Annotated in this window: 17 protein-coding genes and 2 tRNA genes; 9 read left to right on the top strand and 10 right to left on the bottom strand. The window is 68.3% G+C overall.

What is annotated here, in order from left to right; genetic code table 11:
• Positions 1–98: 98 nt before the first annotated feature.
• The 3 genes from ACYQ5L_RS06700 to ACYQ5L_RS06690 all read left to right on the top strand — a co-directional run bounded on the left by ACYQ5L_RS06700 (position 99) and on the right by ACYQ5L_RS06690 (position 1,916).
• Positions 99–1,001, top strand: a complete 903-nt coding sequence (locus ACYQ5L_RS06700) for a DUF3105 domain-containing protein (RefSeq protein WP_459956311.1) — start codon at positions 99–101, stop codon at positions 999–1,001.
• A complete protein-coding gene (locus tag ACYQ5L_RS06695; RefSeq protein WP_459956309.1) occupies positions 1,001–1,723 on the top strand; it encodes a DUF305 domain-containing protein in 723 nt (240 codons plus the stop codon). Before ACYQ5L_RS06700 ends, ACYQ5L_RS06695 begins: the two co-directional genes overlap by 1 nt.
• Before the next feature lie 120 nt (positions 1,724–1,843).
• Positions 1,844–1,916 (top strand) — tRNA-Arg (locus ACYQ5L_RS06690).
• 125 nt (positions 1,917–2,041) lie between these two features.
• Here ACYQ5L_RS06690 and ACYQ5L_RS06685 read toward each other — a convergent pair.
• Entirely contained in the window at positions 2,042–3,373 is a 1,332-nt protein-coding gene (locus tag ACYQ5L_RS06685; protein WP_459956307.1) for a hypothetical protein, read from the bottom strand.
• A 197-nt stretch (positions 3,374–3,570) separates the two neighbouring features.
• Entirely contained in the window at positions 3,571–4,038 is a 468-nt protein-coding gene (locus tag ACYQ5L_RS06680) for a carboxymuconolactone decarboxylase family protein (RefSeq protein WP_459956305.1), read from the bottom strand.
• 206 nt (positions 4,039–4,244) lie between these two features.
• Here ACYQ5L_RS06680 and ACYQ5L_RS06675 point away from each other — a divergent pair, with 206 nt between their 5' ends.
• Positions 4,245–5,519: an alpha/beta hydrolase family protein gene (locus tag ACYQ5L_RS06675; RefSeq protein ID WP_459956303.1), complete on the top strand. Its 1,275-nt coding sequence runs from the start codon at positions 4,245–4,247 to the stop codon at positions 5,517–5,519.
• A gap of 1 nt (position 5,520) precedes the next feature.
• Here ACYQ5L_RS06675 and ACYQ5L_RS06670 read toward each other — a convergent pair whose 3' ends face one another.
• Both ACYQ5L_RS06670 and ACYQ5L_RS06665 read right to left on the bottom strand, forming a co-directional pair.
• Positions 5,521–6,120, bottom strand: coding sequence for a TIGR03086 family metal-binding protein (locus tag ACYQ5L_RS06670; protein ID WP_459956301.1), 600 nt, complete (start codon positions 6,118–6,120; stop codon positions 5,521–5,523).
• Between the two features lie 47 nt (positions 6,121–6,167).
• Positions 6,168–6,521 carry a hypothetical protein gene (locus ACYQ5L_RS06665; protein WP_459956299.1) on the bottom strand — a complete coding sequence of 118 codons (354 nt, stop codon included), beginning with the start codon at positions 6,519–6,521 and terminating at the stop codon, positions 6,168–6,170.
• 103 nt (positions 6,522–6,624) lie between these two features.
• Between ACYQ5L_RS06665 and ACYQ5L_RS06660 the strand changes: the two genes are divergently transcribed.
• Together ACYQ5L_RS06660 and ACYQ5L_RS06655 are read left to right on the top strand one after the other, a co-directional pair.
• Positions 6,625–7,047 (top strand): Rv0361 family membrane protein, encoded by a 423-nt coding sequence (locus tag ACYQ5L_RS06660; protein ID WP_459956295.1) that lies wholly within the window; start codon positions 6,625–6,627, stop codon positions 7,045–7,047.
• Positions 7,017–7,328, top strand: coding sequence for a hypothetical protein (locus ACYQ5L_RS06655; RefSeq protein WP_459956293.1), 312 nt, complete (start codon positions 7,017–7,019; stop codon positions 7,326–7,328). The genes ACYQ5L_RS06660 and ACYQ5L_RS06655 overlap by 31 nt, the downstream gene beginning before the upstream one ends.
• 49 nt (positions 7,329–7,377) lie before the next feature.
• Here ACYQ5L_RS06655 and ACYQ5L_RS06650 read toward each other — a convergent pair.
• Positions 7,378–7,449: transfer RNA gene (locus ACYQ5L_RS06650), tRNA-Cys, on the bottom strand.
• 107 nt (positions 7,450–7,556) lie between these two features.
• Between ACYQ5L_RS06650 and ACYQ5L_RS06645 the strand changes: the two genes are divergently transcribed.
• A complete protein-coding gene (locus ACYQ5L_RS06645) occupies positions 7,557–8,099 on the top strand; it encodes a MarR family winged helix-turn-helix transcriptional regulator (protein WP_459956291.1) in 543 nt (180 codons plus the stop codon).
• Positions 8,100–8,175: 76 nt separating this feature from the next.
• Complete coding sequence (locus tag ACYQ5L_RS06640; protein ID WP_459956289.1) at positions 8,176–9,216, top strand: hypothetical protein; 1,041 nt, start codon at positions 8,176–8,178, stop codon at positions 9,214–9,216.
• 242 nt (positions 9,217–9,458) lie between these two features.
• Here the strand turns inward: ACYQ5L_RS06640 and ACYQ5L_RS06635 are convergent, their stop codons facing one another.
• Positions 9,459–9,842 carry a DoxX family protein gene (locus ACYQ5L_RS06635; RefSeq protein WP_459956287.1) on the bottom strand — a complete coding sequence of 128 codons (384 nt, stop codon included), beginning with the start codon at positions 9,840–9,842 and terminating at the stop codon, positions 9,459–9,461.
• 182 nt (positions 9,843–10,024) lie between these two features.
• Between ACYQ5L_RS06635 and ACYQ5L_RS06630 the strand changes: the two genes are divergently transcribed.
• Complete coding sequence (locus tag ACYQ5L_RS06630; protein ID WP_459956285.1) at positions 10,025–10,504, top strand: SDR family NAD(P)-dependent oxidoreductase; 480 nt, start codon at positions 10,025–10,027, stop codon at positions 10,502–10,504.
• On the opposite strand, the gene ACYQ5L_RS06625 is transcribed toward ACYQ5L_RS06630, so the two are convergent.
• The 4 genes from ACYQ5L_RS06625 to ACYQ5L_RS06610 are packed head-to-tail and all read right to left on the bottom strand — an operon-like array spanning position 10,491 to position 14,447.
• Positions 10,491–11,318, bottom strand: a complete 828-nt coding sequence (locus ACYQ5L_RS06625) for an enoyl-CoA hydratase (protein ID WP_459956283.1) — start codon at positions 11,316–11,318, stop codon at positions 10,491–10,493. The genes ACYQ5L_RS06630 and ACYQ5L_RS06625 overlap by 14 nt on opposite strands.
• Entirely contained in the window at positions 11,315–12,226 is a 912-nt protein-coding gene (gene mmsB / locus ACYQ5L_RS06620; RefSeq protein WP_459956281.1) for a 3-hydroxyisobutyrate dehydrogenase, read from the bottom strand. The genes ACYQ5L_RS06625 and mmsB overlap by 4 nt, the downstream gene beginning before the upstream one ends.
• Positions 12,223–13,311 carry an enoyl-CoA hydratase/isomerase family protein gene (locus ACYQ5L_RS06615; RefSeq protein WP_459956279.1) on the bottom strand — a complete coding sequence of 363 codons (1,089 nt, stop codon included), beginning with the start codon at positions 13,309–13,311 and terminating at the stop codon, positions 12,223–12,225. Before ACYQ5L_RS06615 ends, mmsB begins: the two co-directional genes overlap by 4 nt.
• Positions 13,308–14,447, bottom strand: coding sequence for an acyl-CoA dehydrogenase family protein (locus ACYQ5L_RS06610; protein ID WP_459956278.1), 1,140 nt, complete (start codon positions 14,445–14,447; stop codon positions 13,308–13,310). The genes ACYQ5L_RS06615 and ACYQ5L_RS06610 overlap by 4 nt, the downstream gene beginning before the upstream one ends.
• Positions 14,448–14,449: the final 2 nt, after the last annotated feature.

Raw genomic sequence — 14,449 nt, 5'->3', positions numbered from 1 at the left:
GGTGAACGCCGCGCGCGGGCACCTACCGGGCAGGCGCCCAGCAAACTGTGCGCCGCACCGATCGATTGTCCGATACGTCGAAGAGAGCACAACAAGCTATGCCGAGCAGGACCAGTGCCAAGTCGGCCAAGGCCATCAAGGCCGCGGGCAAGTCCGCCCCCTCCACTCGCAAGGGTAGTGGTGGCAAGCTGCCCACGAAACGCAATATTCCCTGGCTGACCATCGGCGCGGTCGTGGTCATCGTCGGGCTCATCGGCGGCATCGCCTGGTATCTCGTGCCGAAGTACCACGAGAAGCAGGAGCTCAAGAATCCGTCGGCGTATATCGACGGCATCGTGAAGAAGGACTACGAGGCAGGTCTGCACGTGGCGTCCACGCAGCGGGTGGCCTACGACCAGGCCCCGGCCTTCGGCGGTCCGCACGACTCCTCGTGGGCGGCGTGCACGGGCATCGTGTACGACAAGGCGATTCGCAGCGAGAACGCGGTGCATTCGCTGGAGCACGGTGCGGTGTGGATCACCTACAACCCGGACAAGGTGGATGCCGCGAGCATCGACACCCTGAAGAAGAAGGTCGACGGTCAGCCCTACACGCTGATGTCGCCGTACCCGGGCCTGGACAAGCCGATCTCGCTGCAGGCGTGGGGCCATCAGCTGAAGCTGGACTCGGCCACCGATTCGCGGGTGGATCAGTTCATCAAGGATCTGCGGCTGAACAGCAACACCTATCCGGAAGTCGGTGCCAGCTGCGCGAATCCGACCTTCGACACCGCCAACCCGCCGGCGTTCGATCCGAGCGCGCCGGGTCCGGACGCGGTGCCCATGAACGGCAAGGGCGCCTCGCAGGATCAGTCCGAGCTGGGCGGCGGCCTCTCGCCGGGCACCATTCCCGGCCTGGGCGGTCTCGGCGGCCTGACCGAGATCCCCGGCGGCGTCCCGCAGATCCCGGTGCCGAGCGAAGGCGCCGAGCAGCCGGCCCAGCAGCCGGCTCCGGGACAGTGATGCCACCCTTGGTCTCCGACGTGCAGGACTTCAGCAGCGAGCCCGAGCCCACCGCCGAGCCGGATCAGCAGCCGCGCCGCAGTCAGCGGCCCGCGCTGCTGGTGCTCGGCGTGATCGGCGTCGTCCTGCTCGCCTTCCTCGCCGGCGTGCTGGTCGGCAATCCGCTCGAGGAGGGCACGGCCGCGCCGGGCCCGGTGGATATCGGCTTCGCCCAAGACATGTCGGTGCATCACACCCAGGCCGTCGAAATGTCGGCCATCGCGCTGGCGGGCACCAGCGATCCGGCCGTGCAGCGTCTGGCCTACGACATCCTCACCACCCAGCAGAATCAGGCCGGCCGCATGCAGGGCTGGCTGCAACTGTGGAACGAGCCCATGCTCGGCGCCAATGGCTACATGGGCTGGATGACCGATTCGTCCTCCCATCACGGCGGCGCCTCGGAACACTCCGGCCCCGTCGCCACCATGCCAGGCATGGCCACCGACCAGGAACTCACCGCCCTGCGCCAGGCCACCGGCGCCGCCCAGGACGTCCTGTTCCTGCAGCTCATGCTGCGCCACCACCAGGGCGGCATGCCGATGATCGAATACGCCGCCCAGCGCGCCGACACCGACGCCATCCGCACCCTGGCCGCCAGCATGGCCCAAACCCAGTCCGGTGAGTCCCAGCTCATGACCCGCATGCTCGCCGAACGCGGCAGCACGCCCCTCCCGCAGAACTGACCCGGTGCACCGGGTGCCCCAAAACACCCGGTCCACCCCAATTTTTGGCGCAACGCACCCAATGCGATACGCTTTCCCAGCCCACTCGGAAAGTCGAGAAGTCCGAGGGGGTCCACCCCCGCCCTCGTAGCTCAGGGGATAGAGCGTCTGCCTCCGGAGCAGAAGGCCGCAGGTTCGAATCCTGCCGAGGGCACCGAAAAGCAAGGCCCTGACCAGCGCACCAGCCGGTCAGGGCCTTTCTCGTGGTCGGGCACTGTAGCCAAACCTGCACCCAGAGGGCACAGTACGAGGCCCGGATCGCGAAAGACCTTCGGGGCGTTAGTTGTCAGCGGGGCGGGGGGATCGGATGCGGTGCAGGAGGAGGATTCCGGCGGCGCAGGCGGCGGTGATCAGCAGGGCGGTCCAGCCGGGGGCGGCGGAGATGGCGGCGGCCGGATCCCGGTACCAGCGCGGGGAATACGCGACTCGGCCGAAGCTGTTGCCGCGCAGGGCGACCACCACGCACGGGACCACGAGCACCGCGAGAGCCAGGACCGTACCGGTGGCGTTCTTCGGGAGCGCGGCGCCGAAGCCGTAGCCGAGCAGCAGCGACAGACCGGTGATGCCGATGACCGGCACGGCCGTGCCGACTGGTGCCTGATTCGCGGTGCACGCGGCGAAAAGGGAGAGCGCGGCGGCACCGGTCAGGGCGACGGGAATCGAGGGCCGGCGGCGGCCGAAGTAGAGGCCGGCGGCCACGCCCGCGAGTGGGAGCGGTGCGGTCCAGTCCGGGCGCGGGACGGCGATGATCGCGCTGCCGGCATTCGCTATGGCGACCGACAGCAGGACCAGTACGCCGTCGCGGCCCGGGAGCAGCAGCACCGCGATGAGCGCGCCGACGAGCGTGACGGTCACCGCCGCAGCGAGATTCACGACATTGTCGGCATGCCGGACGAACCATTGGGTGGCGACCGCGGTCGAGATCACCAGCATGAGGGCGGCCACGATCGGGCCGATGGGCAGATCGGCGCCGGCGTCGTCGGGCGCGGGCTCCTGCCGTTGCAGGGCGATCCCGGCGGCCAGCGCCGCCACCGCCAGCACCAGCAGCCCCAGCGGCGGCGTTCCGCTGGAGGGCCATTCGATGAGCGAGGACACGCCCTCGTCCGGCGGAAGCGCGGTGAGATCACCGATCAGGATGCTCGACAGCATGCCGAAGAGGAAGGCCGTGTACGCGGCCGGGCGCGCCGACACCGCCACCGCGAGCGCACCGAGCAGAATGCCGCTGCAGATCGAGTCGACGTAATTGACCGTGGACAAGGTCCCGGTGGTCACCACATCGCGATCCCATAGGTGATCGCCGAGCAGGACGGCCGCACTGCCGAAGGCGGCGATCCACGCGGCCCGCCTGCCCAGCACGACGGCCAGCGCCGCGGTCACCATGGCGAGCACCGCACCGGCCGCGGCGGCCCGCGGCATATTCAGAATCAGCAGATCCAGCTGAACCGGCGGCCCGGCGGTGGTCCATTCGAAGTCGAGCGGCGCCATGAGCAAAAGCCCGGCGACCACCGCTCCCAGGAATCCCGCCGCCGACTCGATCGCCCCCGCGTACCGCCCGAATCCCGATGACCAGGCAGCATGCACCGGAAGCGGCGGCGCGAACTTTGCGTCCACTGGTCACCCTTCCAGCTCGGTGATGCGACGCCCGGCGCGCTTCAGAACAAATAGCAAACGCCTTCCAACGTACCGGCCGTACAGTCACGTAGCCGGTGACGTGATGTCGCTCACAGTCAACCTTCGGCAAGGCCGGAGATAGCGGAATGCCGTGTCACGCGAGGGCGTGACACGGCATTCGCGGTGCGTTCAGGTTGTCACCACTGTCCGGGCTGGTAGTCCCCGCCGGTCATGCCGGAGATGACGTTGAGGCGGTTCCAGGCGTTGATGGTGGCGATCAGGGAGATCATGGCGCCGATCTGGTTGTCGTCGTAGTGCTTGCGGACCTGCGCCCAGGTGTCCTCGCTGATGGCGCCGTTCTTGTCGGCCATGCGGGTGGCCTCGTCGGTGAGGGCGAGGGCGGCGCGCTCGGCGTCGGTGAAGACGGTGGATTCCTGCCAGGCCGCGATCATGGCCAGGCGCACCGGGGTCTCCCCGGCGTGCACGGCGTCCTTGGTGTGCATGTCCAGGCACATGCCGCAGCTGTTGATCTGGGAGGCGCGGATCTTGATCAGTTCCTGGGTGGTCTTCGACAGGGTGGAGTCGTCGATGACGCGGGTGGCGGTGACGAAGCGCTTGACGAACTTCGAAGCGACTTCGTTCTCGTACAGGGCGAAACGGGTCATGGCACTGCTCTTTCTCTGTGGCTGTGTATTTCGTTGGGTTCGTGAAGGTGACGACGCAGCCCGCCAGGGTGTGACATCTCCAGGTCGGGCACGTTTCCGCGCGATGTGGCCCTACCGGGGATGGGCACCGGACAGTGGTGGCACCAATCCGGGCCGCCGGTATTGCGTTGCCGCCGGCCATGACAATGGACCGGTATGTTCTGGGCATGTCGGACATCGAGGCGGTGCGAGCAGCGGTCCCGATGCGCGCGGAGTCTCCAGCGCGACGGTCTCGGCGGCTCGCCGCCACGGTGGCCGCGGCGGTCGCCGGCGCCGGGATCGCGGGCGCGCCCGCGAATGCCGCACCGGCCGGCGCGGATCCGCTCTCCTTCTACTCGGCGCCGGTGGATCAGATGGCCGGGGAACACGGTTCGGTGATCCAGTTCCGGCCGCTGACCGACGAGCCCGCGCTGGCGGGGGCGCGAAACTATCTGGCGCTGTACCGATCCGTGGATATGCAGGGGCGGACGGTCGCAGTATCCGGAACCATCGCGGTGCCGGAGGGCACGCCGCCGCCGGGCGGATGGCCGCTCATCTCGTGGGCGCACGGGACCACCGGGGTGGCCGATATCTGCGCGCCGTCGCGCGACACCTCGGCGGCTTTCCCGGCGCACGACTACACCGCGCAGGTGCGGCGCGTGCAGGAGCGGTGGATCGCGTCCGGGTACGCGGTGGCGCAGACGGACTATCAGGGCTTGGGGACGCCCGGGCCGCACGGCTATCTCATCGGCACGGCCGAACAGCGGGCGGTGACCGATATGGCCCGGGCCGCACGGGAAATCGAGCCGGAGATCGGCACGCGCTGGGTGGCCGTCGGGCATTCACAGGGCGGGCAGGCGGCGCTGTTCACCGCGGCGCAGGCGCAGCAGTGGGCGCCGGAGCTCCAGCTGCTGGGTGCGGTGGCGCTCGCCCCGGCGTCGCATCAGGGGCTGGGTTTGCAGGCGGTGCAGGCGGCGGCGACGGTCGGCGTGTCGTCCGCGCTCGGTCCCGTCGCGGGGAGTTCGATGGCCTTCCTGCCGTTGATCATTCGCGGCGCCCAGACCGTCGCGGAGATCGATCCGGCCCGATTTCTCACGGCGCGAACCGATTCCATGGTCGAGCTCGCCGATACCGGATGCATCGGAAAGCTGCGGCGGCCCGAGGAATGGGGCGGGGTGGCCGCCGATGAGATCTTCGCCCGCAATGGCGATATCGGGCCGCTGGCGCGGGTACTGCACGAAAACGATCCCAGCGCATTGGCTTTCACTTCACCCGTGCTGGTGATGCAGGGTCGCGCCGATGCCGTCGTACCGGCCCTGGCGACCGATGCCATGGTGGCGCAACAGCGGCTGTCCGGTCGCCCGGTGCAGTACCGCAACTATCCGGGCGTGGATCACCGCGCTGTTCTGGAAGCGTCCTACGCCGACGCAATGGCCTGGGTGAATACCCGATTCGGCCGGTGAGTCAGGGCTTCCACTGCGGATCGCGCCCGAACCAGGCGGCCAGCCGATCGTAGGCGGGCGCATCGCCGGGCACCGGTACCTCGAGTCCGAAAGCCTTTCCCTCGCCCCGGAATTCCGGCCGCAGCATCTTCTTCGACCAGGCCAGGCCGTACTCCGCCGGCTCCGGGTCCAGTTCCTGCCGCTGATCCGTGGCTCGCGCGAGATCCCATGCATGCATGGCGAATTCGGTGATCTGCTGATCGGCGCGAGCGCGCAGCGGCCCCTCCCCGCCACCGGGCGTGGGCACCCGGCTGTCGAGATCGGCGAGGCGCCAGGCCTCGATCAGCGGGGCGGAGCGGGTATTGAACTGATCGCCCCAGCCGACATCGCCGAACTCCTCGCCGGAGGACTGCCAATCCGGCGCGCCGCCCTGCGCGGAGATCACGAAATTGGGCAGGATCTGGCCCAGCAGATGCTCGACCAGCCGGCGTACCGGCCAGTCCGCACACGGGGTCGGCAGCTCCGCCTGCTCGGGGCGGATCGCCGCGATGACATCGGTCATCTGCGAGATCGCCCGTTCCATCAGGTCGATCGCCGGGTCGGGAGTTCCCTTGTCCGCCATATCGCCAGGCTATCCCCGGCGCGGAGCCCGGTCTTGTGAATACGCGACTAGGCGCAGCGGAAACGGAAGGTCGCGATCGGGGTGATTCCGGGCAGGGCGGTGACCTGCTGGATCGCATCGCCGTCGAGGCCGCAGCCGGTCGGCGTGCCGACCTGGACGCGGTAGCAGCCGGGTCCGACGGCCGCCGTGGCGAATCCGTCGGCCCCGGTGACGACGCTCGCGGCCGGACCTCCGGCGCACGGCGTCACCTCGGCCGTCACGCCCGCGATGGCGAACTGCTCTGGCCCCCAGACCGTTTGCACCCGCACGCCGGGATCCCCGGCCGGCGGCTGCGCGGCGGCGAGTGGGGCGCATGCCAGCGCGGCGGCGGCAACGGACGATACGAACAGTGTGCGACGCACCGGGTCTCCTTCGGGTCGAGCCGGGGCGAATCCACCCCCGCGCCAATATATCCGCGTGCCGTAGTCTGCGGACGTCGGTGGCGGCCCGAAGACAAGGAACTCGATGACCTTTCGCACTCGACTGGCGGCAAGTCTGATCCTGCTGGCAGTGCCCCTGACAGGGTGTGGAACTGCGACAGCGGGCAAGGAAGCGCCCGGCGACGATCAGCGCATCGAGGCGGCCGTGCGCGAGTTCTACGGGCTGCTCTCGGAACAGGGACCGGGTGTCGCGGTGACCAAGGCGTGCGCCACGGACCGCGCGGAATGGGACGCGCTGCCCGATACTCAGAAGAGCGCGGCGGAGATGGGCAAGCTCTCCATTCGCATTGTCGCCGTGGAGGACATCGTGATCACCGGCGATCGCGCCACCGCGACCATGACCGGCGGACTGGCGCTGCCCGGCGCCGAGGACAAGAACACCACCGCCACCGAACATCTCCGCAAGGAAGAGGGCGCATGGAAGGTCTGCTCGGCGGACGGGAAGTAGTCCGCCACCGGAACCGCCGCACCCGTCCGGATCTCCCCATTGCCGTCGAATTCCTGGAAGTGGCCGCCACCAAGGAATATCCGGGCGGGTACACCCTGCTGCGGCTCTACGAGGGCGGCTATACGGCGAACTTCTACAAGACCCGCACCGCCGCAGCCCGCCTGTGGAGCACCCGAACGCGCAGCGAGTATTTCGGCCTGTTCCCCGAATACACGCTGGGCACCACCGCCGACCGCAATCACGTGGTCCGGCGCGATCTCAGTGGCCTGCAACCGGCCTGAACAAGAATGTGGCCCCCATGGAATCCACAGGGGCCACAATTCATCTCAGAGCGAGCGGCGGGAATTGAACCCGCGTGAACGGCTTTGCAGACCGTTTCCTGAACCACTCGGACACACTCGCATCGTCAGTAATAGTGCCGTGCGGCGGCCGGCGTCGCGAGGGTTCGAATCACCGTGATTTCTATGTGGCTGCCGGAACGGTCGCGCGCCGCATGCGATGATCGGTGCATGTCCCGGCCACGTCCCCTGCCACTCGATCCGATCGAGGAGGCGCATCGTCAGTGGACCGAGCACGGGTGGGGCGAGGTGGCCGACGGAATGGCCGCGGTGACCTCGCTGGTGCGGGCGCAGCAGATCGTGATGGCGCGGGTGGACGAGGCGCTGAAGCCCTCGGGGCTGACCTTCTCCCGCTACGAGCTACTCATGTTGCTGAGTTTCAGCAAAACCGGAGCCCTGCCGATGGCGGTGGCCAGCGCCCGGTTGCAGGTGCATCCGACCAGCGTCACAAATACCGTCGACCGGCTCGAGGCTGCGAATCTTGTGAAGCGGGTCCCCCATCCCAGTGACCGGCGCGCCACCTTGATCGAAATAACCGATGCCGGAAGGGATTTGGTAGCCAAGGCCACCACTCAGCTGAACCGGCAGGTTTTCGCCAACGCCGGGCTGCCGCCGCAACGTTTGCAATTGTTGCTGGAATTGCTGGCGGAATTCCGGCAAACGGCCGGTGACTTCGACAGTGGCGGCGCGCCCACCAGATGGGCCGGGCAGTAACCGTCCAGCATCCGAGCAGCCAATTTCCTGCGTCATAGTCTTGGCTTCGGCTCGCAAAAGGTTCACCATTGAGGCCATGGTGCTGGTCCTCGGGGTGTCAGCTGGCGCGGCGGGTGCGCGCGCCATGCTCACCCATTCCGACCAGCCGCATCTGCCGCCCATCGACCGCTGCACGGTGCCGCGCCGGGTGGGCGGCGGTATCGACGAAGCGGTCTTCGAGGCCATCCGATTAATGCGGCAATCCGCGGCCCGGCGCGACGAGTTCATTACCGGTATCGCTGTGACCTGCAGATGTTCCTCCCAGGCCGATGCCATTCGCGTGACCGCCGGCCGCAATCGCCTCACCCTCATCGACGAGCCGGTCGCCCAGCTCAGATATCTCCGCTTCACCGGCCGCCTACCGGCGGAGGGCTCGATTCTGCTCTACGACCTGGGCTCCTCCGGTCTGACCCTGACCCAGATCGACTGCCGGACCGACGCCATTCTGGCCACCAAGCGCAGCACCGTCCTCAGCGGCGACGGCCACGACGCCCTGCTGCGCTGGCTGCTGGTCCGCAATGGCGTCACCGTGGACCTGGCCACCAGCCGCCGCCACAAGGAGGCCCTGGCCACCGACAGAGTCCTCACCGTCTGCGACCCCATCTCCGGCCGCCGCGCCGTCATCACCCGCAGCGACTTCGCCGACCTGGTCTCGGCCGGCATCCACCACTCCGCCTCCTTCGTCCGCCAGATGGTCGCCGAAACCGGCGTCCACCCCGACGCCATGGCCCTGCTCGGCGGCTGCACCCGCAATAAATCCATCCGGGACGAACTGGACCAGCAACTGGATCTCCCCCTCATCTACGACCCGGAACCCGACTTCGTCTCCACCCGCGGCTCCGTCCTCCTCGCCGCCGAACGCCCCTCCGCCCGCCGAGTCCGCAGCGTCCGCTTCACCCCGCCCCCCACCATCCACACCCAACTCGAGCCGGTCTCCCGCCGCAAACTCGTCGCCGCCATAGCCGTCACCGCCACCCTGGGCGGCACCATCGCCGGCGCCCTGACCCTCGACCGCGGCGGCGACCAAGCCGAAAAGCCCCACACCGTCGAGGTTGTGGGCCCGCCGAAACCCGGCTGACCCCACCTCCCCACCGCCGCTACCATGGCTGCTGTCCCTGGTCCGCGCGTCGGGAGGTCCGATCATTCCAGATATTCTGATCTTGGTCCTGGTACTCGGCGGCGCAGTCGCAGCCTTTGTCGTGATCCCGCGTGCCCTCCGCATGGGCTCGATCGAAATCGACGTCGAGCCTGCCGACCGGCCCGACCCCCCGGACGACCCGGCCCCACCGAATCAGCACTGACCGTTGCCCCGGCCTGTCGTCAGCCGGCGAAGGGTTCGATGAAGAAGCGGCCCCAGGCTACGAAGGCTGCGAGGGCCAGGTAGACGGCGTTGACGGCGACGAGTTTCGGTTGGCCGAGGCGGCCGTGGGTGATCATCGCGCCGATCATGAGCAGGATCCAGCAGGTGGCGGTGATCGGGACCAGGGTCGGGACGATGTCGAGGACGGCGGGGAGGATCAGGCCGAGGGCGGCCAGCAGTTCCAGGATGCCGAGCGATTTGATGACGGCGGGGGTGAAGCGTTCGGTCCATTCGCCACCGTGCTGGGCGGCCAGCTTCGCCTTGGGCAGAAAGGTTTTGGTGATGCCGCCGCCCAGGGCTACTACGGCCAGCAGTCCGGCGGCGATCCACAGTGCGAGGTTCATGGCCTGTCTCCTTCGGTGCAAGGGTTCGACCTTGTGACACCGGCCGGGCGATCGGCGTGACGGTATATGAGGCAGGTCACTTCTCGGGCTCGGTGGCGCGGCTCACACGGATGCGCTGTCACGGGGATGCGGGCGGCGGCATCTTGTGGTCGTTCGGGCACAGCACGAGTGAGGACGAAATCATGGATGTCGCAGCGCAGTTCGCGAATCGGAAGATCGCGCTGGTCACGGGGGCCAACAAGGGGATCGGGCGGGGAGCCGCGGAGCAGTTGGCCGCACTCGGGATGACGGTGCTGATCGGGGCGCGGGATACCGGGCGGGGCGCGGAGGCCGCGGCGGCGGTACGGGCAGCCGGGGGGGATGCGCAGGCGGTCGAGTTGGACGTCACCCGGGCGAGCACCGTCCAGCAGGCCGCGGAATGGATCGGGCAGCGATTCGGGCGGCTCGATGTGCTGATCAACAATGCCGGTATCACCGGGTCGGGCCGGGTGTCGCCGGAGGAGGCCTTCGATCAGGTGCCCAGCACAGTGGCTCTGGCCATGGTGCGAGAAGTCTTCGAGACCAACGTGTTCGGGGTGATCGCGGTGACCGGTGCGGACGTCCCGCCGACTACTGCGGTCGGCGGGACGTCGGGCGGGCGGTGCGGAACTACTTGTCGGTGAAGTTCGCCGGGCGCTTCTCGACGAAGGCGGTCATGCCTTCCTTCTGATCGTCGGTGGCGAACAGCGAGTGGAAGACGCGGCGTTCGAAGCGCAGGCCCTCGGTGAGGGTGGTCTCGAAGGAGCGGTCGACGGCTTCCTTGGCGATCATGACCGACGGCAGCGACATGGAGGCGATGGTCTCGGCCACCTCGAGGGCGGTCGCGACCAGCTGGTCCGCGGGGACGATACGGGAAACCAGGCCGGCGCGTTCGGCTTCCTCGGCGTCCATAGTGCGGCCGGTGAGGATCAGATCCATGGCCTTGGCCTTGCCGACGGCGCGGGTGAGGCGCTGCGAGCCGCCCATGCCGGGGATGACGCCGAGCTTGATCTCGGGCTGGCCGAACTTGGCGGTGTCGGCGGCAATGAGGATGTCGCACATCATGGCCAGTTCGCAGCCACCGCCCAGGGCGTAGCCCGCCACCGCGGCGATGATGGGCTTGCGGAAGGCGACCAGTCGGTCCCACCCGGCGAAGTGGTCGGTGAGGAACATGTCCATATAGGACTTGGACTGCATCTCCTTGATATCGGCGCCGGCCGCGAAGGCGCGCTCGGAGCCGGTCAGCACGACCGCGCTGATCTCGTTGTCGGCCTCGAGCTCGTCGAGGGCGGCCGAGATATCGGCCAGGACCTGCGAGTTCAGGGCGTTCAGGGCCTTCGGCCGATTGAGCGTGACGAGGGCGACGCGCCCCTTGCGCTCCAGCAGAATGGTCTCGAAGTCTGGCCCGCCCGTCGCCCGGCCGCCACCCCCCACGGAATCGCTCCGCGATGCAGTCATCCTTGTTCCTCTCCCGATCGCTTGCGGATATCGGTGACGATAGCCGAGAAGTCCTTGCCCGCTTCGTCCTGGTTGAACCGGCTGTAAATGGCCGCGGCAAGCTGCCCGATCTGACCGTCGACCCCATTGGCCTGCAAGGCATTGGCCGCGAGGCCGAGGTCCTTGGTCATGAGCGCGGTGGCGAACCCGGGCTTGTAATCGTTGTTGGCCGGGCTGGTCGGCACCGGACCCGGGACCGGGCAGTACGAGGTGAGCGCCCAGGACTGCCCCGACGCGGTGGAGACCACATCGAAGAACTTGTCGTGGGTCAGCCCCAGCTTCTCACCCAGCACGATGGCCTCCGACAGGCCGATCATGGAGATTCCCAGCAGCATGTTGTTGCAGATCTTGGCGGCCTGCCCCACGCCCGCCCCGCCGCAGTGCACGACCTTGCCGCCCATGATCTCCAGCAGCGGAAGCGCATCGGCGAAATCGGCGTCCGCGCCGCCCACCATGAAGGTGAGGGTGCCCGCCGCGGCACCGGCGACACCGCCGGAGACGGGCGCGTCGAGGGCCCGATGTCCCGCTGCCGCAGCGAGTTCCGCAGCGGCCTGGGCGTCGGCGACATCGATGGTGGAGCAGTCGACGAACAGGGTGCCCGGCGTGGCGGCGGGCAGGATCTCGCCGTAGACGTCGAGCACGATGCGGCCGTTGGGCAGCATGGTGATGACGATGTCGGAAGCCGCGACGGCTTCGGCGGCGGTCTCGACGACGGTCGCGCCGTCCTGGCGCGCCTGATCCTGGGCCGCCGGAACGGGATCGAAGGCGAGGACGTCGTATCCGGCCTTCACCAAATTGGCGGCCATCGGACCGCCCATGTGGCCGAGACCGAGGAATCCGACCTTCTTGCTGACATTCTGAGTGCTCACAGCTCGTCCTTAGGTGCGGCCAAACCCAATTCGCGATCGCCGAGCTCGCCGAAGTAGGCGTCGACGTCGGCGGCGGTGACATCCGCCAGGGTGGCGGGCTGCCACTGCGGGTTGCGGTCCTTGTCGATGACCTGGGCGCGAATGCCTTCCACCAGGTCATGGGTATCGAGCGAGGCGGCCGAGACCCGGTATTCCTGGTTCAGCACCTCCTCCAGGCTCGCGGCGGCGCGGGCCCCGCGCAGCGAGCGCAGCGTGACCTTCAGCGCCACCGGCGATTTCGACAGCACATCGGCGGCGGCCTTGGCCGAGTCTGCCCGCCCGTCGGACCGCAGCCGGTGCACGATCTCCTCGACCGTGTCCGCGGCGTAGCAGTAGTCGATCCAGTCCCGCTGGGCCGCGAACTCCGAAACCGGCGCGGGCTGTGCGAATTTGGCGATGGCAGTGTCGGCGTCGGTGGAGTGCAGCGCCTCCAGCAGCGCCGGCAGATGCTCGGAGGGCACGAAGTGGTCGGCGAATCCGGCCGCAATGGCGTCACCGGCGCTCATGCGCGCGGTGGTCAGCGCGATATGGGTGCCGATCTCGCCGGGCGCGTGCGCCAGCAGATAGGTGCCGCCCACATCCGGGATGAAGCCGATGCCCGTCTCCGGCATGCCGACCTTGGAGCGCTCGGTCACGATGCGATGCGAGGCGTGCCCGGACAGCCCGACGCCGCCGCCCATCACAATGCCGTCCATGACCGCGACATAGGGCTTGGGGTAGCGGCCGATGAGCGCATTGAGAATGTATTCGTCGCGCCAGAACCGCCCGCTCGGCGAGTCCGCGGCGGCATACGCCGAATCCCCGTTGGCCACCGCGTTCTTCGCGTCGGTGTGGATGGCGACGATATCCCCGCCCGCGCACAGCCCGCGCTCCCCCGCACCGGTGAGCACCACGGTGCGCACCTCGTCGTCGTCCGCCCACGCCCGCAGCGCGTCCAGGATGACCAGCGCCATCGGATGATTCAGCGCATTGATGGCCTTGGGCCGGTTCAGCGTGATCAGGCCGAGCCCGTCGCGCTTGTCGATCAGAACCTCGGGCTCACTCATGCTGCTCCTACCACCGAGCGGGCGACAACCACCCGCATGATCTCGTTCGTGCCTTCCAAGATCTGATGCACCCGCAGGTCGCGGACGATCTTCTCGATCCCGTATTCGTGCAGGTAACCGTAGCCACCGTGCAATTGCAGGGCCTTGTTGGCCACCTCGAAACCGGCATCGGTGGCGAACCGCTTGGCCATGGCGCACAGCTCGACCTTGTCGGCCGCGTCCGCGTCCAGCGCCGCCGCGGCCCGCCAGAGCAGGGTGCGGGCGGCCTCCAGCGAGGTGCGCATATCGGCGAGTTCGAATTGCAGCGCGGTGTTGTCGAGCAACCGCGATCCGAAGGCCTTGCGCTGCCCCATATAGGCCACGGTCCGCTCCAGCGCGGCCTGTGCCCCGCCGAGCGAGCAGGCGGCGATATTGAGCCGCCCGCCGTTGAGCCCGTTCATGGCGATCCGGAATCCGTTGCCCTCCGCGCCGAGCATGTTCGCGGCCGGGATCCGGGCGTCCTCGAGAATGACCTGCCGGGTGGGCTGGGCATTCCAGCCCATCTTCTTCTCGTTCGCGCCGAACGAGAGACCCGGCGTGTCCGCGGGCACGATGAACGCCGAGATCCCGCGCGCACCATCGTCACCGGTGCGGGCCATGATCACGTACACATCGGTGCTGCCCGCACCGGAGATGAATTGCTTGACGCCGGTGAGCAAGTAGTCGTCGCCGTCGCGAACGGCCTTGGTGCTCAAGGCCGCCGCGTCCGAGCCGACGCCCGGTTCGGTGAGCGCGTAGCTGGCGAGCAGATCCATGGAGGTCAGACCCGGCAACCACCGATTGCGTTGCGCCGCATCGCCGTAGGTGTCGATCATCCACGCCGCCATATTGTGGATGGAGATATACGCGGCGACGGCCGGGCAGCCGGTGGAGAGCTGCTCGAAGATGCGCACGGCATCCAGCCGCCGCAGCTCCGAGCCGCCGACGTCCTCGCGAATGTAGATGCCGCCCAGGCCGAGCTCACCGGCCTTGCGCAGCACATCCACCGGAAAGTGCTTCTGCTCATCCCATTCCAGCGCATTGGGTGCGAGCAGTTCGTCCGCGAAGGAGCGGGCGGTCTCGGTGATCGCCTTCTCGTCCTCGTCGAGTACGAACATCG

It is taken from the genome of Nocardia sp. IFM 10818 (assembly GCF_054655275.1).
Note: the sequence above shows the minus strand (reverse complement) of the source record. Positions and strands in the feature narration are given on the sequence as shown.

Excerpts from the sequence above, each read along its gene's own strand:
- ACYQ5L_RS06700 (WP_459956311.1), top strand. The coding sequence starts at position 99 with ATGCCGAGCAGGACCAGTGCCAAGTCGGCCAAGGCCATCAAGGCCGCG.
- ACYQ5L_RS06695 (WP_459956309.1), top strand. The coding sequence starts at position 1,001 with ATGCCACCCTTGGTCTCCGACGTGCAGGACTTCAGCAGCGAGCCCGAG.
- ACYQ5L_RS06680 (WP_459956305.1), bottom strand. The coding sequence starts at position 4,038 with ATGACCCGTTTCGCCCTGTACGAGAACGAAGTCGCTTCGAAGTTCGTC.
- ACYQ5L_RS06675 (WP_459956303.1), top strand. The coding sequence starts at position 4,245 with ATGTCGGACATCGAGGCGGTGCGAGCAGCGGTCCCGATGCGCGCGGAG.
- ACYQ5L_RS06670 (WP_459956301.1), bottom strand. The coding sequence starts at position 6,120 with ATGGCGGACAAGGGAACTCCCGACCCGGCGATCGACCTGATGGAACGG.
- ACYQ5L_RS06660 (WP_459956295.1), top strand. The coding sequence starts at position 6,625 with ATGACCTTTCGCACTCGACTGGCGGCAAGTCTGATCCTGCTGGCAGTG.
- ACYQ5L_RS06655 (WP_459956293.1), top strand. The coding sequence starts at position 7,017 with ATGGAAGGTCTGCTCGGCGGACGGGAAGTAGTCCGCCACCGGAACCGC.
- ACYQ5L_RS06645 (WP_459956291.1), top strand. The coding sequence starts at position 7,557 with ATGTCCCGGCCACGTCCCCTGCCACTCGATCCGATCGAGGAGGCGCAT.
- ACYQ5L_RS06640 (WP_459956289.1), top strand. The coding sequence starts at position 8,176 with ATGGTGCTGGTCCTCGGGGTGTCAGCTGGCGCGGCGGGTGCGCGCGCC.
- ACYQ5L_RS06635 (WP_459956287.1), bottom strand. The coding sequence starts at position 9,842 with ATGAACCTCGCACTGTGGATCGCCGCCGGACTGCTGGCCGTAGTAGCC.
- ACYQ5L_RS06630 (WP_459956285.1), top strand. The coding sequence starts at position 10,025 with ATGGATGTCGCAGCGCAGTTCGCGAATCGGAAGATCGCGCTGGTCACG.
- ACYQ5L_RS06625 (WP_459956283.1), bottom strand. The coding sequence starts at position 11,318 with ATGACTGCATCGCGGAGCGATTCCGTGGGGGGTGGCGGCCGGGCGACG.
- ACYQ5L_RS06615 (WP_459956279.1), bottom strand. The coding sequence starts at position 13,311 with ATGAGTGAGCCCGAGGTTCTGATCGACAAGCGCGACGGGCTCGGCCTG.
- ACYQ5L_RS06610 (WP_459956278.1), bottom strand. The coding sequence starts at position 14,447 with ATGTTCGTACTCGACGAGGACGAGAAGGCGATCACCGAGACCGCCCGC.